This window comes from Streptomyces sp. 1222.5 (genome assembly GCF_900105245.1).
In the GTDB taxonomy this organism is placed as follows: domain Bacteria; phylum Actinomycetota; class Actinomycetes; order Streptomycetales; family Streptomycetaceae; genus Streptomyces; species Streptomyces albidocamelliae.
Genome location: NZ_FNSZ01000001.1, coordinates 6,968,983 through 6,991,884 on the forward strand (window position 1 = coordinate 6,968,983; position 22,902 = coordinate 6,991,884).

Here is a 22,902-nt window from a genome sequence, read left to right on the forward strand (position 1 = left end):
CGGACACGCGGGACCCGCGTGCTCTGGCGGCTCCGGCGACGCCCGCGGTTATTCGAGCTTTCCACTCCCGTCATGCCGCGTCCATACGAACGACCACGAAGGCCGCGGACCGGTACCGATCGCGCCACACACGCCCCGAGTGCGGCCGTGGGCACCGGCTCGCGGCACGAGCCGCGGGTGCCCGCCCGTCGAGCGCGCGCGTGCGTGACTACGATGGGCCAGCCGGCGGCCACCAGGGCCGCGGCCACACCGACCGTCGGGAAGGCCATGCTGAACAAGTACGCGCGTGCATTCTTCACGCGTGTCCTCACGCCGTTCGCCGCGTTTCTCATCCGCCGGGGCGTCAGCCCCGACACGGTCACGCTCCTCGGCACGGCGGGTGTGGTCGCGGGAGCGCTGGTCTTCTATCCCAGGGGCGAGTTCTTCTGGGGCACGGTCGTCATCACCCTGTTCGTCTTCTCCGACCTCGTCGACGGCAACATGGCCCGCCAGCTGGGCCGCTCCAGCCGCTGGGGCGCCTTCCTCGACTCCACCCTGGACCGGGTCGCCGACGGCGCCATCTTCGGCGGCTTCGCGCTCTGGTACGCGGGCAACGGCGCCGACAACGTCCTGTGCGCCGTCTCGATCTTCTGCCTGGCCAGCGGCCAGGTGGTGTCGTACACGAAGGCGCGTGGCGAGTCCATCGGGCTGCCTGTGGCGGTCAACGGGCTCGTGGAGCGCGCCGAACGGCTGGTGATCTCGCTGGTCGCGGCCGGTTTCGCGGGACTGCACAAGTTCGGGGTGCCGGGCATCCAGTGGCTGCTGCCGGTCGCCCTGTGGATCGTCGCCGTGGGCAGCCTCGTCACGCTGATCCAGCGGGTCGTCACCGTCCGCCGCGAGTCCGCCGAGGCCGAGGCGGCCGCCGGGCAGAACACCTCCCAGGGGAGCGAGGCCGCGAAGTGAGCAGCGCCGACCGGCTCACCGACTCGCTGTACGGGCTCGGCTGGAGCACCGTCAAGAGGCTCCCCGAACCGGCCGCCGTCCGGCTCGGCCGCACCATCGCCGATCTCGCCTGGAAGAAGCGCGGCAAGGGCGTCCTGCGCCTGGAGTCCAACTACGCGCGCGTGCTGCCCGACGCCACGCCCGAGCGCCTGGCCGAGCTGTCCCGCGCGGGCATGCGCTCCTACCTGCGCTACTGGATGGAGTCCTTCCGGCTCCCCGCCTGGAGCGCCGAGCGGGTGCGGACGGGCTTCGACCCCAAGGACCTCCACTTCCTCACCGACGGCCTCGCCTCCGGCCGGGGCGTCGTCCTCGCCCTGCCCCACCTGGCCAACTGGGACCTGGCCGGCGCCTGGGTCACCACCAAGCTCGAGACGCCCTTCACGACGGTCGCCGAGCGCCTGAAGCCCGAGACGCTGTACGACCGCTTCGTCGCCTACCGCGAGGGCCTCGGCATGGAGGTCCTGCCGCACAGCGGGGGCTCCGCCTTCGGCACCCTCGCCCGCCGGCTGCGCGACGGCGGCCTGGTCTGCCTGGTCGCCGACCGCGACCTGTCCGCCTCCGGCGTGGAGGTCGACTTCTTCGGCGAGACGGCACGGATGCCCGCCGGCCCGGCCCTGCTCGCCCAGCAGACCGGCGCCCTGCTGCTGCCGGTCACGCTCTGGTACGACGAGTCGCCCGTCATGAAGGGCCGGCTCCATCCCCCGATCGAGGTGCCGGAGTCAGGCACGCGGGCCGAGAAGACGTCTGTGATGACACAGGCGCTGGCGAACGCCTTCGCCACCGGCATCGCCCACCATCCGGAGGACTGGCACATGCTCCAGCGCCTGTGGCTCGCCGACCTCGACCCCGCGAAGGGACCCTCGTGAGAATCGGGATCGTCTGCCCGTACTCCTGGGACGTGCCCGGTGGCGTCCAGTTCCACATCCGCGATCTCGCCGAGTACTTCATCCGGCTCGGCCACGAGGTCTCCGTGCTCGCCCCGGCCGACGACGACACGCCCCTGCCGCCGTACGTCGTCTCGGCCGGCCGCGCGGTCCCGGTGCCGTACAACGGCTCGGTGGCCCGCCTCAACTTCGGTTTCCTGTCGGCCGCGCGGGTGCGGCGCTGGCTGCACGACGGGGCCTTCGACGTGGTCCACATCCACGAGCCGACCTCGCCCTCGCTGGGACTGCTGACCTGCTGGGCGGCCCAGGGGCCCATCGTCGCGACCTTCCACACCTCCAACCCGCGCTCGCGCGCCATGATCGCCGCGTACGCGATCCTGCAGGCCGCGCTGGAGAAGATCAGCGCGCGGATCGCCGTGAGCGAGTACGCCCGGCGCACGCTGGTCGAGCACCTCGGCGGGGACGCGGTGGTCATCCCCAACGGCGTCGACGTGGACTTCTTCGCCAAGGCCGAGCCGAGGCCCGAGTGGCAGGGCGACACGATCGGCTTCATCGGGCGCATCGACGAACCCCGTAAGGGCCTGCCCGTCCTGATGCGGGCCCTGCCGAAGATCCTCGCGGCCCGCCCGGGGGCGAGGCTGCTGGTCGCGGGACGGGGCGACGAGGAGGCGGCCGTCGAGGAACTGCCGAAGGAGCTGCGCTCGCGCGTGGAGTTCCTCGGCATGGTCAGCGACGAGGACAAGGCGCGCTTCCTGCGCAGCGTCGACCTGTACGTCGCGCCCAACACCGGCGGCGAGAGCTTCGGCATCATCCTGGTCGAGGCGATGTCGGCGGGCGCGCCCGTCCTCGCCTCCGACCTGGACGCGTTCGTCCAGGTCCTGGACAAGGGCGCGGCGGGCGAGGTCTTCGCCAACGAGGACGCGGACGCCCTGGCCGAGGCGGCCGTACGGCTGCTCGGCGACCCCGAGCGGCTGGCCGAGCTGGGCGACCTCGGAAGCGCCCACGTGCGGCGCTTCGACTGGTCGACGGTCGGCGCGGACATCCTGTCCGTCTACGAGACGGTGACGGCCGGCGCGGCGGCGGTGGCGGCGGACGAACGCACGACGGGCCTGCGAGCACGGTTCGGCCTGGCCCGGGACTGAGGCAGTTCCGGTCGGGCCGGGCAGGCCGTGGGGACTGTTGGTGCGGTGGCCGGGAGCCGCTGCCGGTCGGCACCCCGTCGATCCGGGCCGATACGGCTCACGCGCGGTCGGCGCGGCTCGGCGGGGCGACGCGGCAGTCGTTCCGGTCGGCACCGCGTCGAGCCGGGGCGGTCCGGATCGGACTGGCACGGGGAGTCATGGGGGAGGCCGGTCGTCTGGGCCCGACGTCTACTCCGGCCGGCAGGGCTCTGTGGCGGCTCCCGCCCGACGGTGAGCACCCGGTGGGCGGGGCGCCCCGCCCGGGGCCCATGCGAGCCTTCGGTCACCGGCCCGGACGCGCGCCTGGCCCGCCCCGATAACCTTCGCCCGTGACCGCAACCCTCATCTGGATCCTTGTCGCGCTCCTCGCCATCGGCGTCTACCTGAGCTGGACGGCCGGGCGGCTGGACCGGCTGCACGTCCGGATGGACGCCGCCCGCGCCGCGCTCGACGCACAGCTGCTGCGGCGGGCCTCCGTGGCGCAGGAACTCGCGACCTCGGGCGTGCTCGACCCGGCCGCCTCCATCGTGCTGTACGAGGCCGCGCACGCGGCCCGGCAGTCCGAGGAGGAGCAGCGGGAGGTGGCCGAGAGCGAGCTGAGCCAGGCGCTGCGCGCGGTCTTCGAGGACGCGCAGCAGGTCGAGGCCGTACGGGAGGCCCCCGGGGGCGAGGAGGCGGCCCACGAGCTGGCCGAGGCCGTACGGCGGGTCCCCATGGCCCGCCGCTTCCACAACGACACCGTGGGAGCGGCCCGGCGGCTGCGCGAGCACCGCAAGGTCCGCTGGTTCCGGCTCGCCGGCCACGCCCCGTTCCCGCTGGCCTTCGAGATGGACGACGAGCCGCCCGCCGCCCTGGTGGAACGGGTCTCGTGAACGGCCGCCGACGGGCCCATGAGCGAAAAGGATCCACCGGCTCACCATTGGCCCTTGCTGTGGCCTGGTCCACTCACGTTTCCTCGATGCTGCAGAGAAACCCTCTTTCCCTTCAGTGAGGTCACCCGTGTCCACCACCGAGAACCAGGCTCCCGAGACCGGCACCGCCCGTGTGAAGCGCGGCATGGCCGAGCAGCTCAAGGGCGGCGTGATCATGGACGTCGTCACGCCGGAGCAGGCGAAGATCGCCGAGGACGCGGGCGCCGTCGCCGTCATGGCCCTGGAGCGGGTCCCGGCCGACATCCGCAAGGACGGCGGCGTGGCCCGTATGTCCGACCCGGACATGATCGAGGGCATCATCGACGCGGTCTCCATCCCGGTGATGGCCAAGTCCCGCATCGGCCACTTCGTCGAGGCCCAGGTCCTGCAGTCCCTCGGCGTCGACTACATCGACGAGTCCGAGGTCCTCACCCCGGCCGACGAGGTCAACCACTCCGACAAGTGGTCCTTCACCACGCCGTTCGTGTGCGGTGCCACCAACCTGGGCGAGGCCCTGCGCCGTATCGCCGAGGGCGCCGCGATGATCCGCTCCAAGGGTGAGGCCGGTACCGGCAACGTCGTCGAGGCCGTCCGCCACCTGCGCCAGATCAAGAACGAGATCGCCAGGCTGCGCGGCTTCGACAACCACGAGCTGTACGCCGCCGCCAAGGAGCTGCGCGCCCCCTACGAGCTGGTCAAGGAGGTCGCCGAGCTGGGCAAGCTCCCGGTCGTCCTCTTCTCCGCCGGTGGCGTGGCCACCCCGGCCGACGCGGCCCTGATGCGTCAGCTCGGCGCCGAGGGCGTGTTCGTCGGCTCCGGCATCTTCAAGTCCGGCGACCCGGCCAAGCGCGCCGCCGCCATCGTCAAGGCCACCACCTTCTACGACGACCCGAAGATCATCGCGGAGGCGTCCCGCAACCTCGGCGAGGCCATGGTCGGCATCAACTGCGACACCCTCCCCGAGACCGAGCGCTACGCGAACCGCGGCTGGTAAGCGAAGGCCCACAGGTACACCACCCCATGAACACTCCTGTCATTGGCGTCCTGGCCCTCCAGGGCGACGTACGGGAGCACCTCATCGCCCTGGCCGCGGCCGACGCCGTGGCCAGGCCGGTGCGGCGCCCCGAGGAACTCGCCGAGGTCGACGGTCTCGTGCTGCCCGGCGGCGAGTCCACCACCATCTCCAAGCTCGCCGTGCTGTTCGGCGTGATGGACCCCCTCCGCGCGCGCGTGCGGGACGGCATGCCCGTCTACGGCACCTGCGCGGGCATGATCATGCTCGCCGACAAGATCCTCGACCCCCGCTCGGGCCAGGAGACCATCGGCGGCATCGACATGATCGTGCGCCGCAACGCCTTCGGCCGGCAGAACGAGTCGTTCGAGGCAGCGGTCGACGTGCGGGGTGTCGCGGGCGATCCTGTGGAGGGCGTCTTCATCCGCGCCCCCTGGGTCGAGTCCGTGGGCGCCGGAGCCGAGGTGCTCGCCGAGCACGAGGGCCACATCGTCGCCGTCCGCCAGGGCAACGCGCTCGCCACGTCGTTCCACCCGGAACTGACCGGCGACCACCGCGTGCACTCCCTGTTCGTCGACATGGTGCGCGCCGACCGGACCCCCGACTCCTTGTAGGATCGCTGGGGTTCGTTACAGAGTTGGGTTACGCGAAGGAGACAGGCAGATGTCCGGCCACTCTAAATGGGCTACGACGAAGCACAAGAAGGCCGTGATCGACGCCAAGCGCGGCAAGCTCTTCGCGAAGCTCATCAAGAACATCGAGGTCGCGGCGCGTATGGGCGGCGTCGACCTCGAGGGCAACCCGACCCTCTACGACGCCGTACAGAAGGCCAAGAAGCAGTCGGTTCCGAACAAGAACATCGACTCGGCCATCAAGCGCGGCGGCGGCCTCGAGGCAGGCGGCGCCGACTACGAGACGATCATGTACGAGGGCTACGGTCCGAACGGTGTCGCGGTGCTCATCGAGTGCCTCACCGACAACCGCAACCGCGCCGCCTCCGACGTCCGCGTCGCCATGACCCGCAACGGCGGCAACATGGCGGACCCGGGTTCGGTGTCCTACATGTTCAGCCGCAAGGGCGTCGTCATCGTCCCCAAGGGCGAGCTGAGCGAGGACGACGTCCTCGGGGCCGTCCTGGACGCGGGCGCCGAGGAGGTCAACGACCTCGGTGAGACCTTCGAGGTCATCAGCGAGGCCACCGACCTGGTCGCGGTGCGCACCGCCCTCCAGGAGGCCGGAATCGACTACGACTCCGCCGACTCCAGCTTCGTGCCGTCCGTCCAGGTCGAACTGGACGAGGAGGGCGCCAAGAAGATCTTCAAGCTCATCGACGCGCTCGAGGACAGCGACGACGTGCAGAACGTCTTCGCCAACTTCGACGTGAGCGACGAGATCATGGAGAAGGTCGACGCGTAACGCCTCGCGGCTCCGACACGCGTTTTCCGGCGGGCCGGTGGGACACGTCCCACCGGCCCGCCGCGCTGTTCGGCGTTGTCAGTGACACCCGATAGCCTGCACGAACAGGTTGTCGACGGGAGGGGCGCTCGTGCGTGTACTGGGGGTGGACCCCGGCCTGACGCGGTGCGGTGTCGGCGTGGTCGAGGGAGTCGCCGGGCGGCCGCTCACCATGATCGGGGTCGGCGTGGTCCGGACCCCCGCGGACGCCGAGCTGAGCCGGCGGCTGCTCGCCGTCGAGCAGGGCATCGAGGAGTGGCTGGACGAGCACCGGCCCGAGTTCGTCGCCGTCGAGCGCGTCTTCAGTCAGCACAACGTGCGCACGGTCATGGGCACCGCCCAGGCCAGCGCGGTCGCCATGCTGTGCGCAGCCCGGCGCGGCATCCCCGTCGCCCTGCACACCCCCAGCGAGGTCAAGGCCGCCGTCACCGGCAGCGGCCGGGCCGACAAGGCGCAGGTCGGAGCCATGGTCACCCGGCTGCTGCGGCTCTCCGCACCGCCCAAGCCGGCCGACGCCGCCGACGCCCTCGCGCTCGCCATCTGCCACATCTGGCGCGCACCCGCGCAGAACCGGCTCCAGCAGGCCGTCGCCCTGCACACCGCCCACGCAACGAAAGGCCGGACGGCATGATCGCCTTCGTCAGCGGCACGGTCGCCGCGCTCGCCCCCGACGCCGCGGTCGTCGAGGTCGGCGGGGTCGGCATGGCCGTTCAGTGCACGCCGAACACCCTGTCCACGCTGCGCACCGGACAGCCCGCCAAGCTGCACACGTCCCTCGTCGTCCGCGAGGACTCGCTCACCCTGTACGGCTTCGTCGACGACGACGAACGCCAGGTCTTCGAGCTCCTGCAGACCGCGAGCGGCGTCGGCCCGCGCCTCGCCCAGGCCATGCTCGCCGTGCACACCCCGGACGCGCTGCGCCGCGCGGTCGCCACCGCCGACGAGAAAGCTCTCACCGCCGTGCCCGGCATCGGCAAGAAGGGCGCCCAGAAACTGCTGCTGGAACTGAAGGACCGCCTCGGCGAGCCCGTCGGCGCCCCCGCGATCGGCGCCCCGGTCACCCAGGGCTGGCGCGACCAGCTGCACGCGGCCCTGATCGGCCTCGGCTACGCCACCCGCGAGGCCGACGAGGCCGTGACCGCCGTGGCACCACAGGCCGAGGCCGCGGGCGGCACGCCCCAGGTCGGCCAGCTGCTGAAGGCCGCCCTGCAGACCCTGAACCGCGCCCGCTGACCCGCGCCACCCGCTAGGAGATCTCCGTGAACCGGCACGACCCGACCGACACCCCCGCCGAGGAGCGGCTGGTGGGCTCCGTCGCCGACCGGGAGGACCAGGCCGTCGAGGCCGCCCTGCGCCCCAAGGACCTCGGCGAGTTCATCGGTCAGGAGAAGGTCCGCGAGCAGCTCGACCTCGTCCTGCGCGCCGCACGCGCGCGCGGCGCCACCGCCGACCACGTGCTGCTCTCCGGCGCGCCGGGCCTCGGCAAGACCACCCTGTCGATGATCATCGCGGCCGAGATGGGCGCCCCCATCCGCATCACCTCGGGCCCCGCCATCCAGCACGCCGGCGACCTCGCCGCCATCCTCTCCTCCCTCCAGGAGGGCGAGGTCCTCTTCCTCGACGAGATCCACCGCATGTCCCGGCCGGCCGAGGAGATGCTGTACATGGCGATGGAGGACTTCCGCGTCGACGTGATCGTCGGCAAGGGCCCCGGTGCCACCGCCATCCCGCTGGAGCTGCCGCCGTTCACCCTGGTCGGCGCCACGACCCGGGCGGGTCTGCTGCCGCCCCCGCTGCGCGACCGCTTCGGCTTCACCGCGCACATGGAGTTCTACGAGCCGCACGAGCTGGAGCGCGTCGTGCACCGCTCGGCGCACCTGCTCGACGTCGAGATCGAGCCGGACGGCGCCGCCGAGATCGCCGGCCGCTCCCGCGGCACGCCCCGTATCGCCAACCGTCTGCTGCGCCGCGTCCGCGACTACGCGCAGGTCAAGGCGGACGGCGTGATCACCCGCGAGATCGCGGCGGCCGCCCTCGCCGTGTACGAGGTCGACGCGCGCGGACTCGACCGGCTCGACCGCGCCGTGCTGGAGGCCCTGCTCAAGCTGTTCGGCGGCGGCCCCGTCGGCCTGTCCACCCTCGCCGTCGCGGTGGGGGAGGAGCGGGAGACCGTCGAGGAGGTCGCCGAACCGTTCCTCGTCCGGGAGGGACTGCTGGCCCGCACCCCGCGCGGCCGTGTGGGCACGCCCGCCGCCTGGGCGCACCTCGGGCTGACCCCGCCCAGGTCCGCGACGACGGGAAACGGACAAGGGGACCTGTTCGGGGCGTGAGGGCGATGTGATCGCTTCGTGACGGCGAGGGCATTGGCCTGAGCAGGAACCCAGGTGCCATGCTGAGCGTTGTTCCATGCGCGCGGACTCGCTTAGACTCCGCCGATGCCGCCCTTGCGGGTGGCGCCGACCCACACCCCCGTCAACAGGCCGCTCTCCGTCGCGGTCGCGCGAAGGAAACCCCGTCCCGTGAATGCCTTTACCCTTCTCCCCTTCATCGTGCTCATCGCGGCCATGTTCCTGATGACGCGCTCGGCCAAGAAGAAGCAGCAGCAGGCCGCCTCCATGCGGAACGAGATGCAGCCCGGCTCCGGCGTCCGCACCATCGGGGGGATGTACGCGACGGTCAAGGAGGTCAACGAGGACACCGTCCTCCTCGACGCCGGACCGGGCGTCGACCTCCTCTTCGCCAAGAACGCCATCGGTGCCGTGCTCACCGACGACGAGTACAACCGCATCGTGCACGGCATCGAGCACGATCTGAAGTCCGACGCCTCCGTCGTCCCCGACGACGCCTCCTCCCTCACCGAGAGCGACGAGACCGACGGGCCCGCCGCCGCTGCCGCCGCCGACGAGAAGATCGAGCTCGGTAAGAAGGACGCCGCCGAGCGCGGGGACGACGCCATCCAGGCCGCCGAGGACAAGGCCGAAGCGGCCCAGGCCGCCGACGCCAAGGCGGAGGACGAGCCGAAGAAGACCGACGGCGACTCCGACGCGAAGTAGTCACGCCCCGGGACGCGCGGCGGCGGCACCCCGCCCCGCGCAGCCCGGGCGCGTCTGTTTCGCACGGGAGCCCGACACCATGTCATGGCCGACCGCGCCGACCGGGCGCGGGGCGGCCCGAGAGGGAGTACGAGAAGGTGGCAGCACCTAAGAGGGGCCGGAGCGCGAGCGCCCAGAGCAAGCCAGGGCGCTCGCTGGCCCTCATCCTGATCGCCATCGTGGCGCTGACCGGAGGCATGTTCCTCTCCGGGCACAAGACTCCGCGTCTCGGCATCGACCTCGCCGGTGGCACGAGCATCACGCTCAAGGCGAAGGCCGACCAGGGGGCCGCGATCAACAAGGCCAACATGGACACCGCGGTCGACATCATGAACCGCCGGGTCAACGGCCTGGGCGTCTCCGAGGCGGAGGTGCAGACCCAGGGGACCGACAACATCATCGTCAACATCCCCAAGGGCACCAACTCCAAGGAAGCCCAGCAGCAGGTCGGCACCACCGCCAAGCTGTACTTCCGGCCGGTCCTGGCCAGCGAGCCCAGCGCGGGCGCCGCGAAGAGCCCCTCGCCGAGCGCCACCTCCAGCGGCAGCTCCTCGCCGAAGCCGAACGCGAGCCCGTCGGCGAGCGGCTCCTCCGGCCAGAAGGCCTCCTCGTCCGGCTCCGGGTCCCCGACGGCCACGGCGACCTCTCAGGGCCGCGCCGTCAGTGACGCGCTGAAGGCCGACTCGACCCCCTCGCCGAGCGGTTCCGCGTCGGGCGGCGCCAAGCCGTCCGGCACCCCGTCGGCCTCCGCCAGTGCCAGCGCCGAGGCCGCCAAGCTCCAGGCCCAGTACGCGGCCCTGGACTGCTCCAAGCCCGCCACCCGCGCGGCCGCCGGCAAGAATGCCAAGCCGAGCGAGTCCACCGTGGCCTGCGGCGAGATCGACGGCACCTGGTACAAGTACGTGCTCGGCCCCGCCGCCGTGGACGGCACCGAGGTGAAGAAGGCGCAGGCCGTCTTCGACACCCAGGGCGCCGCCGGCTGGCAGGTCCAGATGACCTTCACCAAGAGCGGCGCCGACAAGTTCGCCGACATCACCGGTCAACTGGCCAAGAACCAGCGGCCGCAGAACGAGTTCGGCATCGTCCTCGACGGGGAGGTCGTCTCCAGCCCGTTCGTGCAGCAGGCCATCACCGGCGGCCAGGCGGAGATCTCCGGCAGCTTCAAGCAGGAGGAGGCGCAGAGCCTCGCCAACATGCTGTCGTACGGCGCGCTGCCGCTGTCCTTCAAGGAGGACACCGTCACCACGGTGACCGCCGCGCTCGGCGGCGAGCAGCTGCACGCCGGTCTGCTCGCGGGCGCGATCGGCCTCGCGCTGGTCGTGCTCTACCTCGTGATCTACTACCGCGGCCTGTCGCTCGTCGCCATGGCCTCCCTCCTGGTCTCCGCGATCCTCACCTACGTGATCATGGCGCTGCTCGGCCCGGCCATCGGCTTCGCGCTGAACCTCCCGGCCGTCTGCGGTGCCATCGTCGCCATCGGTATCACCGCGGACTCGTTCATCGTGTACTTCGAGCGCATCCGGGACGAGATCCGCGAAGGCCGTACCCTGCGCCCCGCCGTCGAGCGGGCCTGGCCGCGCGCCCGGCGCACCATCCTGGTCTCCGACTTCGTGTCGTTCCTCGCCGCCGCGGTGCTGTTCATCGTCACCGTCGGCAAGGTCCAGGGCTTCGCGTTCACCCTGGGTCTGACCACCCTGCTCGACGTCGTCGTGGTCTTCCTGTTCACCAAGCCGCTGATGACGCTCCTGGCCCGCCGCAAGTTCTTCGCGAACGGCCACAAGTGGTCCGGACTCGACCCCAAGGGCCTGGGCGCCAAGCCGCCGCTGCGCCGCACCCGCCGTCCCGGTGGTCCCGCCGCCGGCCCCGTCGACCCGAAGGAGGCCTGAGCCATGTCGAAACTCGGCAGCCTCGGCGCTCGACTGCACCGCGGTGAGATCTCGTACGACTTCGTCGGCAAGCGCAAGATCTGGTACGGCGTCTCCATCCTGATCACCATCACGGCCATCGTGGGCCTCGCGGTGCGCGGCCTGAACATGGGCATCGAGTTCCAGGGCGGCGCGGTCTTCACGACGCCCACCAAGATGAGCGCCTCGGTGGCGCAGGCCGAGCAGTACGCCACGGACGCCTCCGGCCACGAGGCGATCGTGCAGAAGCTGGGCAACGGCAGCCTGCGCATCCAGATCGCCGGCATCGACACCGACCAGTCCGACAAGGTCAAGCAGGAGCTGGCCAAGGACCTGAACCTCGACCCCGAGAAGCTCGCCGCCGACCTGGTCGGCCCGAGCTGGGGCGAGCAGGTCGCCAACAAGGCCTGGGAGGGCCTGGCGATCTTCATGGTCCTTGTCGTGATCTACCTGGCGATCGCCTTCGAGTGGCGCATGGCGGTCGCGGCCCTGGTCGCGCTGATCCACGACATCACGATCACGACCGGTATCTACGCGCTCGTCGGCTTCGAGGTCACGCCCGGCACGGTCATCGGTCTGCTGACCATCCTCGGTTACTCGCTCTACGACACGGTCGTCGTCTTCGACAGCCTCAAGGAGCAGACGAAGGACATCACCAAGCAGACCCGCTTCACCTACAGCGAGATCGCCAACCGGTCGATCAACGGCACCCTGGTCCGCTCCATCAACACCACGGTCGTCGCGCTGTTGCCGGTGGCCGGCCTGCTCTTCATCGGCGGCGGCTTCCTCGGCGCCGGCACGCTGAACGACATCTCGCTGTCGCTGTTCGTGGGTCTCGCGGCCGGTGCGTACTCGTCGATCTTCATCGCCACCCCGCTCGTCGCCGACCTCAAGGAGCGCGAGCCGGCGATGAAGGCGCTCAAGAAGCGGGTCCTGGCCAAGCGCGCCCAGGCGACCACGGAGGACGACCTCACCGAGGAGCGTTCCACCGGGGACGACGCCGAGGGCGCCACTCCCGCCGTCGTCGGCCCGCGCAACCAGCCCGCGTCCCGCAACCGGGGCCGTGGCCGGACGCCGGGGAAGCGCCGATGACCGACATCAAGGAGCTGCTGCTCAGCCGCATCCGTGACGTCGCCGACTACCCGGAGCCGGGCGTGATGTTCAAGGACATCACCCCGCTGCTGGCCGACCCGGCCGCGTTCACGGCCCTCACCGACACCCTGGCCGAGATCGCCGCCGGCACCGGCGCGACCAAGGTCGTCGGACTGGAGGCCCGCGGCTTCATCCTCGGCGCGCCGGTCGCCGTCCGCGCGGGCCTGGGCTTCATCCCGGTCCGCAAGGCCGGCAAGCTGCCCGGGGCCACCCTCCGGCAGGCGTACGACCTCGAGTACGGCTCCGCCGAGATCGAGGTGCACGCCGAGGACCTGGCTGCCGGCGACCGCGCGCTGATCGTGGACGACGTCCTGGCCACCGGCGGTACCGCCGAGGCCGCGGTCCAGCTCATCCACCGCGCCGGCGCCGAGGTCTGCGGCGTCGCCGTCCTGATGGAACTGGGCTTCCTGAGCGGGCGCGCCCGCCTGGAGCCGGTCCTGGACGGGGCACCGGTCGAGGCACTGCTCCAGGTCTGAAGCGAGCGACAGCGCAGCGGCGGCCGCCCCGGTACCACCGGGGCGGCCGCTCGCGTCACCGGACCCGGCCCGGCGGATCGCCGTACCGGCATCCGCCGCACCCTCGCGGGAAGCCCCGGGACACCTCCCGGAATCCCACGGGAGCCTCCCGTGTTGCAGGGGTAGACGGTCCTCAGAGCCGCCTGCGGGCGATGACCACGCGCAGGATCGCTACCATGGGATCTCCGGAGCCTGACCGGGGGACCCGGAACGCGCACGAGGAGTCCTCTTGCCAGACGAGGCCCAGCACCTGACCGCCGCCAAGCCCGAGTCCGCCTCGGCAGCCGCGGCCAAGCCCGCGCCCAACGCGCCCCACGCGAAGAACGACACCCGCGGGCCGGTCGAGCACGCCCAGTCCGCGCCCGTCGAGAAGAGCGCCGAGGCCTCGCGTCCCAAGCCCGCCCCCGCTCCCGAGAACACCCGGTCCGGGGCAGCCCCGGCGGAGCGCCCGGCACAGCCGCCCGTGGTGCGCCAGCCCGCCACCCCGCCGGCCCGCAGCGGCTCGTCGAACCGCGTCCGCGCCCGCCTCGCCCGCCTCGGCGTCCAGCGCGCGAACCCCTACAACCCGGTCCTGGAGCCGCTCCTGCGGATAGTCCGCAGCAACGACCCCAAGATCGAGAACGCGACGCTCCGCCAGATCGAGCGCGCCTACCAGGTCGCCGAGCGCTGGCACCGCGGCCAGAAGCGCAAGAGCGGCGACCCGTACATCACGCATCCCCTCGCCGTCACCACCATCCTCGCCGAGCTGGGCATGGACCCGGCCACCCTCATGGCGGGGCTGCTGCACGACACCGTCGAGGACACCGAGTACGGCCTGGAGGACCTGCGCCGAGACTTCGGCGACGTCGTCGCCCTGCTCGTCGACGGCGTGACCAAGCTGGACAAGGTCAAGTTCGGCGAGGCGGCCCAGGCCGAGACCGTGCGCAAGATGGTCGTGGCGATGGCCAAGGACCCGCGCGTCCTGGTCATCAAGCTCGCCGACCGCCTGCACAACATGCGCACCATGCGCTACCTGAAGCGCGAGAAGCAGGAGAAGAAGGCGCGCGAGACCCTGGAGATCTACGCGCCGCTCGCCCACCGCCTGGGCATGAACACCATCAAGTGGGAGCTGGAGGACCTCGCGTTCGCGATCCTCTACCCCAAGATGTACGACGAAATCGTCCGGCTGGTGGCCGAAAGGGCACCGAAGCGTGACGAGTACCTGGCCATAGTGACCGACGAGGTCCAGGCCGACCTGCGCGCCGCCCGCATCAAGGCGACCGTCACCGGCCGCCCGAAGCACTACTACAGCGTCTACCAGAAGATGATCGTGCGGGGCCGCGACTTCGCCGAGATCTACGACCTGGTGGGCATCCGCGTCCTCGTCGACACGGTCCGCGACTGCTACGCCGCCCTCGGCACGGTGCACGCGCGATGGAACCCGGTCCCCGGCCGGTTCAAGGACTACATCGCGATGCCCAAGTTCAACATGTACCAGTCGCTGCACACGACGGTCATCGGGCCCAACGGCAAGCCGGTCGAGCTGCAGATCCGCACCTTCGACATGCACCGCCGCGCCGAGTACGGCATCGCCGCGCACTGGAAGTACAAGCAGGAGGCCGTCGCCGGCGCCTCCAAGGTCCGCACCGACGTGCCGAAGGCCGGCAAGGACAAGGACGCCATCAACGACATGGCGTGGCTGCGGCAGCTGCTGGACTGGCAGAAGGAGACCGAGGACCCCGGGGAGTTCCTGGAGTCCCTGCGCTTCGACCTGTCGCGCAACGAGGTCTTCGTCTTCACCCCCAAGGGCGACGTCATCGCGCTGCCCGCCGGGGCGACCCCGGTCGACTTCGCGTACGCCGTCCACACCGAGGTCGGCCACCGCACCATAGGAGCACGGGTCAACGGCCGCCTCGTACCGCTCGAGTCCACCCTGGACAACGGGGACCTGGTCGAGGTCTTCACCTCCAAGGCGCCCGGCGCCGGCCCGTCCCGCGACTGGCTCGGCTTCGTCAAGTCGCCCCGGGCGCGCAACAAGATCCGCGCCTGGTTCTCCAAGGAGCGCCGCGACGAGGCGATCGAGCAGGGCAAGGACGCCATCGTCCGCGCCATGCGCAAGCAGAACCTGCCGATCCAGCGCATCCTCACCGGCGACTCGCTCGTCACGCTCGCGCACGAGATGCGCTACTCGGACATCTCCGCGCTGTACGCGGCGATCGGCGAGGGCCATGTCTCCGCGCCGAACATCGTGCAGAAGCTGGTCCAGGCGCTCGGCGGCGAGGAGGCGGCCACCGAGGAGATCGACGAGGCGGTCCCGCCGTCCCGCAGCCGCGGCCGCAAGCGCCGCTCCAGCGCCGACCCCGGCGTCGTGGTCAAGGGCGTCGACGACGTGTGGGTCAAGCTGGCCCGCTGCTGCACGCCCGTGCCCGGTGACCCGATCATCGGCTTCGTCACGCGCGGCAGCGGTGTGTCGGTCCACCGCAGCGACTGCGTCAACGTCGACTCGCTGTCCCGCGAGCCCGAGCGCATCCTCGACGTCGAGTGGGCGCCCACCCAGTCCTCGGTCTTCCTGGTCGCCATCCAGGTCGAGGCCCTGGACCGCTCCCGGCTGCTGTCGGACGTCACGCGCGTCCTGTCCGACCAGCACGTCAACATCCTGTCGGCGGCCGTCCAGACCTCCCGCGACCGGGTGGCCACCTCCCGGTTCACCTTCGAGATGGGCGACCCCAAGCACCTCGGTCACGTCCTGAAGGCCGTACGCGGTGTCGAGGGCGTGTACGACGTCTACCGCGTGACCTCCGGACGCAGCCGGTCGTAGTCGCCGACGGACGTGCGAAAGGGCCCCGTACGACCGTACGGGGCCCTTTCACACAGCCGGCGAACCGGTCAGCCGCCGAACTCCTGCAGGCCCTTCAGGGCCTGGTCCAGCAGCGCCTGGCGGCCTTCCAGCTCCCGCTCCAGCTTGTCGGCCCGGGAGTTGTTGCCCTGGGCGCGCGCCTGCTCGATCTGTCCGCGCAGCTTGTCCACGGCGGCCTGGAGCTGCCCGGTCAGACCCTCGGCACGCGCACGCGCCTCCGGGTTCGTCCGGCGCCACTCGGCCTCCTCGGCCTCCTGGATCGCCCGCTCGACCGCGTGCATCCGGCCCTCGACCTTCGGGCGCGCGTCCCGCGGGACGTGGCCGATGGCCTCCCAGCGCTCGTTGATCGAGCGGAAGGCGGCCCGGGAGCCCTTGAGGTCCGAGATCGGGAGGAGCCTCTCGGCCTCCTCGGCCAGCTCCTCCTTCAGCTTCAGGTTCTCCGCCTGCTCCGCGTCCCGCTCGGCGAACACCGAGCTGCGGGCGGCGAAGAAGACGTCCTGGGCGCCGCGGAAGCGGTTCCACAGGTCGTCCTCGTGCTCGCGCTGGGCGCGGCCGGCCGCCTTCCAGTCCGCCATCAGCTCGCGGTACCGGGCCGCCGTCGGACCCCAGTCCGTGGAGCCGGACAGCGCCTCGGCCTCGGCGACCAGCCGCTCCTTGATCCGGCGGGCGTCCTCGCGCTGCGCGTCGAGCTGCGCGAAGTGTCCCTTGCGGCGCTTGGAGAACGCCGACCGGGCGTGCGAGAAGCGGTGCCACAGCTCGTCGTCGGACTTGCGGTCCAGACGCGGCAGCCCCTTCCACGTGTCCACCAGGGCCCGCAGCCGCTCACCGGCCACCCGCCACTGGTCGGACTGCGCAAGCTCCTCCGCCTCGGCGACCAGCTCCTCCTTGGCCCTCCTGGCCTCGTCGGACTGCTTGGCCCGCTGCTGCTTGCGCTCCTCACGGCGCGCCTCGACGGTCTGGACGAGCTTGTCCAGCCGCTTGCGCAGCGAGTCCAGGTCGCCGACCGCGTGGTGCGCCTCCACCTGCTCGCGCAGGTGGTCGATCGCCGTCTGGGCGTCCTTCGCCGACAGGTCGGTGGTCTGGACTCGCTTCTCGAGGAGGCCGATCTCGACAACCAGGCCCTCGTACTTGCGCTCGAAGTAGGCAAGCGCCTCCTCAGGGGAGCCGGCCGCCCAGGATCCGACGACCTGCTCGCCGTCGGCCGTACGCACGTACACGGTCCCCGTCTCGTCGACGCGGCCCCACGGGTCGCTGCTCACAGCGCCTCCTCCACATGATGCCTGCGGGGCCTCAGCACCCCCGGGCATCGTCCACAGTTTCGTCACGGCCAACATAGGCGACCAGCGGGTTGCCTGTCCGCATCCAGCACGACCGAAAATTGGGCAGCCCGCCGTTCCCGGGCCACGGTGACGTCAGGACTTGGTGACGGTCGCCTTGTTGATCACCACGGTCGCGTTCGGCGCGGTGTTCCCCGTGGTCGGGTCGGCCGCCTGCGCGCCCGCGTCGGCGATCTTCTTCAGCACCTTCATGCCCGCCGCGTCGATCGTGCCGAACGGGGTGTACTGGGGCGGCAGCGGGCTGTCCTTGTAGACGAGGAAGAACTGGCTGCCGCCGGTGTGCTTCTGGCCGGTGTTGGCCATCGCCACCGTGCCCGCCGGGTACGTGTTGCTCTTCAGGCTCTTGTCCTTGAGGTTCTCGTCCGGGAGCGTGTAGCCGGGACCGCCCATGCCACTGCCCTGCGGGTCGCCGCACTGGAGCACGAAGATGTCCTGCGGGGTGAGCCGGTGGCACTTGGTGTGGTCGAAGTAGCCCTGGCCGGCGAGGAAGGCGAACGAGTTCACCGTGTGCGGGGCCGCCGACGTCTTCAGGTCGACGCCGATGTCACCGCACGTCGTCGCGAGCTTCATCGTGTACTTCGCCGACGTGTCGATCGACATCGCCGGCTCCTTCTTCCAGCTGAGCTTCTTCACCGAGCCCGCCGCCGGCTTGGCGCACGGGTCCGGGGCCTTGCTCGTCGGCGCGGCGCTGGGGGTGACCTCGGCACTGGCGTTGGCCTTGCCGCCGTCGTCGTCCTTCATCACCCCGGTCGTGTACAGGGCGACGCTGCCGATCACGACCACGCCCAGCACCGACGCGATCACGGAGTTGCGCAGGTTGGCCTTGCGCCGCGCCTGGGTGCGCCGCTGCTGCTGCCGCAAGAACTTCTCCCGGGCGAGCTGACGCCGCCGCTGCTCCTGGGTGACCACCGGGTTCTCTCCTCATGCGTCGTGTGTCGGGCGGCACGCGTGCGTCCTGCTGAGCCGATCGCTGCGTGTAGCCCCGTACCGTATATGGGTTCGCTGAGTAAACGGCAGCGCCGGTAGGCTCTGACGCAGCTGAAGCCGCCTGTAATCGACACAACGAAGGACGATCGTGCTCATTGCCGGGTTCCCCGCCGGGGCCTGGGGGACGAACTGCTATCTCGTCGCCCCCGCCGCCGGTGAGGAGTGCGTGATCATCGACCCCGGCCACCAGGCCGCCGAAGGCGTCGAGGAAGCGCTGAAGAAGCATCGGCTCAAGCCAGTCGCCGTCGTCCTCACCCACGGACACATCGACCACGTCGCCTCGGTCGTCCCCGTGTGCGGTGCCCACGACGTACCGGCCTGGATCCACCCGGAGGACCGGTACATGATGACCGACCCCGAGAAGGCGCTCGGCCGGTCCATCGGCATGCCGCTCATGGGCGAGCTGACCGTGGGGGAGCCGGACGACGTCAAGGAGCTGACCGACGGCGCGCGGCTGTCGCTCGCGGGCCTGGAGTTCTCCGTCGCGCACGCGCCGGGCCATACCAAGGGGTCGGTGACGTTCCGGATGCCCGAGTCGAGCGACATCCCGTCGGTCTTCTTCTCCGGGGATCTGCTCTTCGCCGGCTCCATCGGACGCACCGACCTGCCCGGCGGTGACATGGCCGAGATGCTCGACTCGCTGGCCCGCGTGTGCCTGCCGCTCGACGACTCGACCGTGGTGCTGTCCGGCCACGGCCCCCAGACGACCATCGGCCAGGAGCGCGCCACCAACCCGTATCTGCGGCAGGTGGCCGCCGGCCCGGGAGCGGATGTCGACGCTCCCCGACGAGGAATGTGACGAGAGCTTCCGTGAGCACCTTCAAGGCCCCCAAGGGCACCTACGACCTGATTCCGCCGGATTCGGCCAAGTACCTCGCGGTGCGTGAGGCGATCGCCGCGCCGCTGCGCAACTCCGGCTACGGCTACATCGAGACGCCCGGATTCGAGAACGTCGAGCTCTTCGCGCGTGGTGTCGGCGAGTCCACCGACATCGTGACCAAGGAGATGTACGCCTTCGAGACCAAGGGCGGCGACCGGCTGGCCCTGCGCCCCGAGGGCACCGCGTCCGTACTGCGCGCGGCCCTGGAGGCCAACCTGCACAAGGCGGGCAACCTCCCGGTCAAGCTCTGGTACTCCGGCTCCTACTACCGCTACGAGCGCCCCCAGAAGGGCCGTTACAGGCACTTCTCCCAGGTGGGCGCCGAGGCGATCGGCGCGGAGGACCCGGCGCTCGACGCCGAGCTGATCATCCTGGCCGACCAGGCGTACCGCACGCTGGGCCTGCGCGACTTCCGCATCCTGCTGAACTCGCTGGGCGACCAGGAGTGCCGGCCGGTGTACCGCGCCGCGCTCCAGGAGTTCCTGCGGGGGCTCGACCTGGACGAGGACACCCTCCGCCGCTCGGAGATCAACCCGCTGCGCGTCCTCGACGACAAGCGCGAGTCGGTGCAGAAGCAGCTCACCGGCGCCCCGCTGCTGCGGGACTACCTGTGCGACGCCTGCAAGGCGTACCACGAGGAGGTCCGTGATCTGATCACGGCGGCGGGAGTGGCCTTCGAGGACGACCCGAAGCTGGTGCGCGGCCTGGACTACTACACCCGCACCACCTTCGAGTTCGTGCACGACGGCCTGGGCTCCCAGTCCGCCGTGGGCGGGGGCGGCCGCTACGACGGCCTGTCCGAGATGATCGGCGGCCCCGCGCTGCCGTCCGTCGGCTGGGCCCTCGGGGTGGACCGCACAGTGCTGGCCCTGGAGGCCGAGGGCGTCGAACTGGACATCCCCGCCGCCACCAGCGTCTTCGCCGTGCCGCTCGGCGAGGAGGCCCGCCGGGTCCTGTTCGCGAAGGTCACCGAGCTGCGCAAGGTCGGCATCGCGGCGGACTTCTCCTACGGCGCCAAGGGCCTGAAGGGCGCCATGAAGAACGCCAACCGCAGCGGCGCCCGCTACACGATCGTCGCGGGCGAGCGCGACCTCGCCGACGGCGTCGTACAGCTCAAGGACATGGAGTCCGGCGAGCAGGCGGCGATCGGCGTCAACGAGATCGTGGCGGAACTGGAGTCACGGCTCGGCTGAGCGACGGGCCACCGAGGGGCGCCGGGTCTTCCCGGCGCCCCTTTCCCGTACCCGTCGTCAACTCGGCGGCCCCGTGTTCGCCCTGCCGGACGATCCCCGAAAGAGACTTCCGCGCAAGGGGAGCCGTCGCGGGGGCCGGACCGGGATTCCGGCCGTCCACCCGCGGTCGCGGCCTCCCGAGCGGCGGCCGGAACCGAACGGTCCGTGACCGCCGTGCGTACCTCCTTATGTTCACCGAACGGTGGACACACCAGGCTGTGCGGCACAATGGCCCTGCCCGAAGATGGTCCAACTCTCAAGTGACGGAATCGGCGTGATGAGCAAGACGACAGTGAAAGACGTCTCCACCGAGCCCGGTCCCGAGCGTGCCGCCGACGCCCCGCGCACGGTGGGCGGCAGCCGCGCCTTCGCCCTGCTGCTGGTGATCACCGGCGCGGCCGGACTGCTGGCCGCGTGGGTCATCACGATCGACAAGTTCAAGCTCCTCGAGGCCAAGGTCGCGGGCAAGACCTTCACCCCCGGGTGCAGCCTTAACCCGGTCGTCTCCTGCGGCAACGTCATGGAGAGCAAGCAGGCCGCCGCGTTCGGCTTCCCGAACCCGATGCTCGGCCTCGTCGCCTACGGCATCGTCGTCTGCGTCGGCATGAGTCTGCTGGCCCGCGCCCGGTTCCCGCGCTGGTACTGGCTGACCTTCAACTTCGGCTGCCTCTTCGGCGTCGCCTTCTGCACCTGGCTGCAGTTCCAGTCCCTTTACCGGATCAACGCCCTGTGCCTGTGGTGCTCGCTGGCATGGGTCGCGACGATCACCATGTTCTGGTACGTGACCTCGTTCAACATCCGCAACGACTTCCTGCCGACCCCGCGCCGGCTGAAGAGCTTCTTCGGCGAGTTCACCTGGGTCGTGCCCGTGCTGCACGTCGGCATCATCGGCATGCTGGTCCTCACGCGCTGGTGGGACTTCTGGACCAGCTGAGGCGCCCGCTCCCGGGCCCCGGAGGGATTGTCGGTGGGGTGATTTAGGGTTTCAGCGTGGAACCCGACCTCTTCACCGCCGCAGCAGAAGAACGCCAGGAGAAGGACCCGTCAGCGAGTCCCCTGGCGGTGCGCATGCGCCCGCGCACGCTCGACGAGGTCGTGGGCCAGCAGCATCTCCTCAAGCCCGGCTCGCCGCTGCGCCGGCTGGTCGGCGAGAGCGGCGGCGGCCCGGCCGGACCGTCCTCCGTGATCCTCTGGGGCCCGCCCGGCACCGGCAAGACGACCCTCGCGTACGTCGTCTCCAAGGCCACCGACAAGCGGTTCGTCGAGCTGTCCGCCATCACCGCGGGCGTCAAGGAGGTCCGCGCGGTCATCGACGGCGCACGCCGCGCCACCGGCGGTTTCGGCAGGGAGACCGTCCTCTTCCTCGACGAGATCCACCGCTTCAGCAAGGCACAGCAGGACTCCCTCCTGCCCGCCGTCGAGAACCGCTGGGTGACGCTGATCGCGGCCACCACGGAGAACCCGTACTTCTCGGTGATCTCCCCGCTGCTCTCCCGCTCCCTGCTCCTCACCCTCGAACCGCTCACCGACGACGACGTCCGCGGCCTGCTGAGACGCGCGCTGAGCGACGAGCGCGGCCTCAAGGACGCCGTCGCCCTCCCCGAGGAAACCGAGGAACACCTGCTCCGGATCGCCGGCGGCGACGCCCGCCGTGCCCTGACGGCCCTGGAGGCCGCCGCCGGGGCCGCCCTGGACCAGGGCGAGTCCGAAATCGGCCTCGCGACGCTGGAACGGACGGTCGACCGCGCCGCCGTGAAGTACGACCGCGACGGCGACCAGCACTACGACGTCGCCAGCGCACTCATCAAGTCCATCCGCGGCTCGGACGTCGACGCGGCCCTGCACTACCTGGCCCGCATGATCGAGGCCGGCGAGGACCCCCGGTTCATCGCCCGCCGCCTGATGATCTCCGCCAGCGAGGACATCGGCCTGGCCGACCCGAACGCCCTGCCCATCGCCGTGGCCGCGGCCCAGGCCGTCGCGATGATCGGCTTCCCCGAGGCCGCGCTCACCCTCAGCCACGCGACCATCGCCCTGGCGCTCGCCCCCAAGTCCAACTCGGCGACCACCGCGATCGGCGCCGCGCTGGAGGACGTGCGCAAGGGGCTGGCCGGTCCGGTCCCGCCCCACCTGCGCGACGGCCACTACAAGGGGGCCGCCAAGCTCGGCCATGCGCAGGGGTACGTGTACCCGCACGACCTGCCCGAGGGCATCGCCGAGCAGCAGTACGCCCCCGACGCCCTCAAGGACCGCGCGTACTACGCCCCGACCCGGCACGGCGCCGAGGCCCGCTACGCGGACGCGGTGGAGTGGACGAGGAACCACCTCGGTCGCAAGCGGTCATGAGCACCCTGTAGAATCCGTCGGAGTGCTGCGTCCCGTGTCCGGCTTCGGTCGGCGCCTCAGGCGGGACATCCAGCCGGATCTTTCGATCCAGGAGCGTCGCGCACCGTCGTAGGTGTCGCGGGCAGCCCACCACCACCCGGAGTTCCGGGACCGGTCGGTGGGCCGTTCGTGTGCTGCACGTATGTGCCCAGATCAGG

The 22,902-nt window shown here is 71.0% G+C and carries 21 protein-coding genes; 19 read left to right on the plus strand and 2 right to left on the minus strand.

Going from position 1 to position 22,902, the window contains the following annotated elements:
• Positions 1 to 213 precede the first annotated feature (213 nt).
• The 15 genes from pgsA (at position 214) to BLW57_RS31695 (ending at position 15,884) form a co-directional block, all read left to right on the plus strand.
• Complete coding sequence (gene pgsA / locus BLW57_RS31620) at positions 214 to 942, plus strand: phosphatidylinositol phosphate synthase (RefSeq protein WP_093479162.1); 729 nt, start codon at positions 214 to 216, stop codon at positions 940 to 942.
• Positions 939 to 1,847, plus strand: coding sequence for a phosphatidylinositol mannoside acyltransferase (locus tag BLW57_RS31625; protein WP_093479163.1), 909 nt, complete (start codon positions 939 to 941; stop codon positions 1,845 to 1,847). Before pgsA ends, BLW57_RS31625 begins: the two co-directional genes overlap by 4 nt.
• Entirely contained in the window at positions 1,844 to 3,007 is a 1,164-nt protein-coding gene (locus tag BLW57_RS31630) for a glycosyltransferase family 4 protein (RefSeq protein ID WP_093479164.1), read from the plus strand. The genes BLW57_RS31625 and BLW57_RS31630 overlap by 4 nt, the downstream gene beginning before the upstream one ends.
• A gap of 368 nt (positions 3,008 to 3,375) precedes the next feature.
• Positions 3,376 to 3,918 (plus strand): hypothetical protein, encoded by a 543-nt coding sequence (locus BLW57_RS31635; protein ID WP_093479165.1) that lies wholly within the window; start codon positions 3,376 to 3,378, stop codon positions 3,916 to 3,918.
• A gap of 127 nt (positions 3,919 to 4,045) precedes the next feature.
• Positions 4,046 to 4,951: a pyridoxal 5'-phosphate synthase lyase subunit PdxS gene (gene pdxS / locus BLW57_RS31640; RefSeq protein ID WP_093479166.1), complete on the plus strand. Its 906-nt coding sequence runs from the start codon at positions 4,046 to 4,048 to the stop codon at positions 4,949 to 4,951.
• A 26-nt stretch (positions 4,952 to 4,977) separates the two neighbouring features.
• Complete coding sequence (pdxT, locus tag BLW57_RS31645) at positions 4,978 to 5,583, plus strand: pyridoxal 5'-phosphate synthase glutaminase subunit PdxT (protein WP_093479167.1); 606 nt, start codon at positions 4,978 to 4,980, stop codon at positions 5,581 to 5,583.
• A gap of 49 nt (positions 5,584 to 5,632) precedes the next feature.
• On the plus strand, positions 5,633 to 6,385 hold the full coding sequence (locus BLW57_RS31650) for a YebC/PmpR family DNA-binding transcriptional regulator (protein ID WP_020938873.1): 753 nt from the start codon (positions 5,633 to 5,635) through the stop codon (positions 6,383 to 6,385).
• 130 nt (positions 6,386 to 6,515) lie between these two features.
• The gene (gene ruvC, locus BLW57_RS31655) at positions 6,516 to 7,055 is read left to right on the plus strand and encodes a crossover junction endodeoxyribonuclease RuvC (RefSeq protein ID WP_093479168.1); all 540 of its coding nucleotides are present in this window, start codon (positions 6,516 to 6,518) and stop codon (positions 7,053 to 7,055) included.
• Positions 7,052 to 7,657, plus strand: a complete 606-nt coding sequence (ruvA, locus tag BLW57_RS31660; RefSeq protein WP_073899460.1) for a Holliday junction branch migration protein RuvA — start codon at positions 7,052 to 7,054, stop codon at positions 7,655 to 7,657. Before ruvC ends, ruvA begins: the two co-directional genes overlap by 4 nt.
• Before the next feature lie 26 nt (positions 7,658 to 7,683).
• Complete coding sequence (ruvB, locus tag BLW57_RS31665) at positions 7,684 to 8,754, plus strand: Holliday junction branch migration DNA helicase RuvB (protein ID WP_073899458.1); 1,071 nt, start codon at positions 7,684 to 7,686, stop codon at positions 8,752 to 8,754.
• A gap of 189 nt (positions 8,755 to 8,943) precedes the next feature.
• Entirely contained in the window at positions 8,944 to 9,477 is a 534-nt protein-coding gene (gene yajC / locus BLW57_RS31670) for a preprotein translocase subunit YajC (protein WP_093479169.1), read from the plus strand.
• A 137-nt stretch (positions 9,478 to 9,614) separates the two neighbouring features.
• Positions 9,615 to 11,402: a protein translocase subunit SecD gene (gene secD / locus BLW57_RS31675; protein ID WP_176985794.1), complete on the plus strand. Its 1,788-nt coding sequence runs from the start codon at positions 9,615 to 9,617 to the stop codon at positions 11,400 to 11,402.
• Positions 11,403 to 11,405: 3 nt separating this feature from the next.
• Entirely contained in the window at positions 11,406 to 12,512 is a 1,107-nt protein-coding gene (gene secF / locus BLW57_RS31680; protein WP_093479171.1) for a protein translocase subunit SecF, read from the plus strand.
• Positions 12,509 to 13,048 carry an adenine phosphoribosyltransferase gene (locus BLW57_RS31685; RefSeq protein WP_093479172.1) on the plus strand — a complete coding sequence of 180 codons (540 nt, stop codon included), beginning with the start codon at positions 12,509 to 12,511 and terminating at the stop codon, positions 13,046 to 13,048. The genes secF and BLW57_RS31685 overlap by 4 nt, the downstream gene beginning before the upstream one ends.
• Before the next feature lie 268 nt (positions 13,049 to 13,316).
• Positions 13,317 to 15,884, plus strand: coding sequence for a RelA/SpoT family protein (locus BLW57_RS31695; protein WP_093479173.1), 2,568 nt, complete (start codon positions 13,317 to 13,319; stop codon positions 15,882 to 15,884).
• A 68-nt stretch (positions 15,885 to 15,952) separates the two neighbouring features.
• Here BLW57_RS31695 and BLW57_RS31700 read toward each other — a convergent pair whose 3' ends face one another.
• Together BLW57_RS31700 and BLW57_RS31705 are read right to left on the minus strand one after the other, a co-directional pair.
• On the minus strand, positions 15,953 to 17,182 hold the full coding sequence (locus tag BLW57_RS31700) for a DUF349 domain-containing protein (protein ID WP_093479174.1): 1,230 nt from the start codon (positions 17,180 to 17,182) through the stop codon (positions 15,953 to 15,955).
• A 153-nt stretch (positions 17,183 to 17,335) separates the two neighbouring features.
• The gene (locus BLW57_RS31705; RefSeq protein WP_093479175.1) at positions 17,336 to 18,169 is read right to left on the minus strand and encodes a peptidylprolyl isomerase; all 834 of its coding nucleotides are present in this window, start codon (positions 18,167 to 18,169) and stop codon (positions 17,336 to 17,338) included.
• 166 nt (positions 18,170 to 18,335) lie between these two features.
• Here BLW57_RS31705 and BLW57_RS31710 point away from each other — a divergent pair, with 166 nt between their 5' ends.
• The 4 genes from BLW57_RS31710 (at position 18,336) to BLW57_RS31725 (ending at position 22,705) form a co-directional block, all read left to right on the plus strand.
• A complete protein-coding gene (locus tag BLW57_RS31710; protein WP_093479176.1) occupies positions 18,336 to 19,046 on the plus strand; it encodes an MBL fold metallo-hydrolase in 711 nt (236 codons plus the stop codon).
• A gap of 11 nt (positions 19,047 to 19,057) precedes the next feature.
• Positions 19,058 to 20,320, plus strand: a complete 1,263-nt coding sequence (hisS, locus tag BLW57_RS31715; protein ID WP_093479177.1) for a histidine--tRNA ligase — start codon at positions 19,058 to 19,060, stop codon at positions 20,318 to 20,320.
• Positions 20,321 to 20,636: 316 nt separating this feature from the next.
• Entirely contained in the window at positions 20,637 to 21,293 is a 657-nt protein-coding gene (locus tag BLW57_RS31720; protein WP_093479178.1) for a vitamin K epoxide reductase family protein, read from the plus strand.
• A gap of 56 nt (positions 21,294 to 21,349) precedes the next feature.
• Positions 21,350 to 22,705, plus strand: a complete 1,356-nt coding sequence (locus tag BLW57_RS31725) for a replication-associated recombination protein A (RefSeq protein ID WP_093479179.1) — start codon at positions 21,350 to 21,352, stop codon at positions 22,703 to 22,705.
• The last annotated feature ends 197 nt before the right edge of the window (positions 22,706 to 22,902 follow it).

Excerpts from the sequence above, each read along its gene's own strand:
- pgsA (WP_093479162.1), top strand. The coding sequence starts at position 214 with ATGGGCCAGCCGGCGGCCACCAGGGCCGCGGCCACACCGACCGTCGGG.
- secF (WP_093479171.1), top strand. The coding sequence starts at position 11,406 with ATGTCGAAACTCGGCAGCCTCGGCGCTCGACTGCACCGCGGTGAGATC.
- BLW57_RS31650 (WP_020938873.1), top strand. The coding sequence starts at position 5,633 with ATGTCCGGCCACTCTAAATGGGCTACGACGAAGCACAAGAAGGCCGTG.
- BLW57_RS31720 (WP_093479178.1), top strand. The coding sequence starts at position 20,637 with ATGAGCAAGACGACAGTGAAAGACGTCTCCACCGAGCCCGGTCCCGAG.
- pdxT (WP_093479167.1), top strand. The coding sequence starts at position 4,978 with ATGAACACTCCTGTCATTGGCGTCCTGGCCCTCCAGGGCGACGTACGG.
- BLW57_RS31685 (WP_093479172.1), top strand. The coding sequence starts at position 12,509 with ATGACCGACATCAAGGAGCTGCTGCTCAGCCGCATCCGTGACGTCGCC.
- ruvA (WP_073899460.1), top strand. The coding sequence starts at position 7,052 with ATGATCGCCTTCGTCAGCGGCACGGTCGCCGCGCTCGCCCCCGACGCC.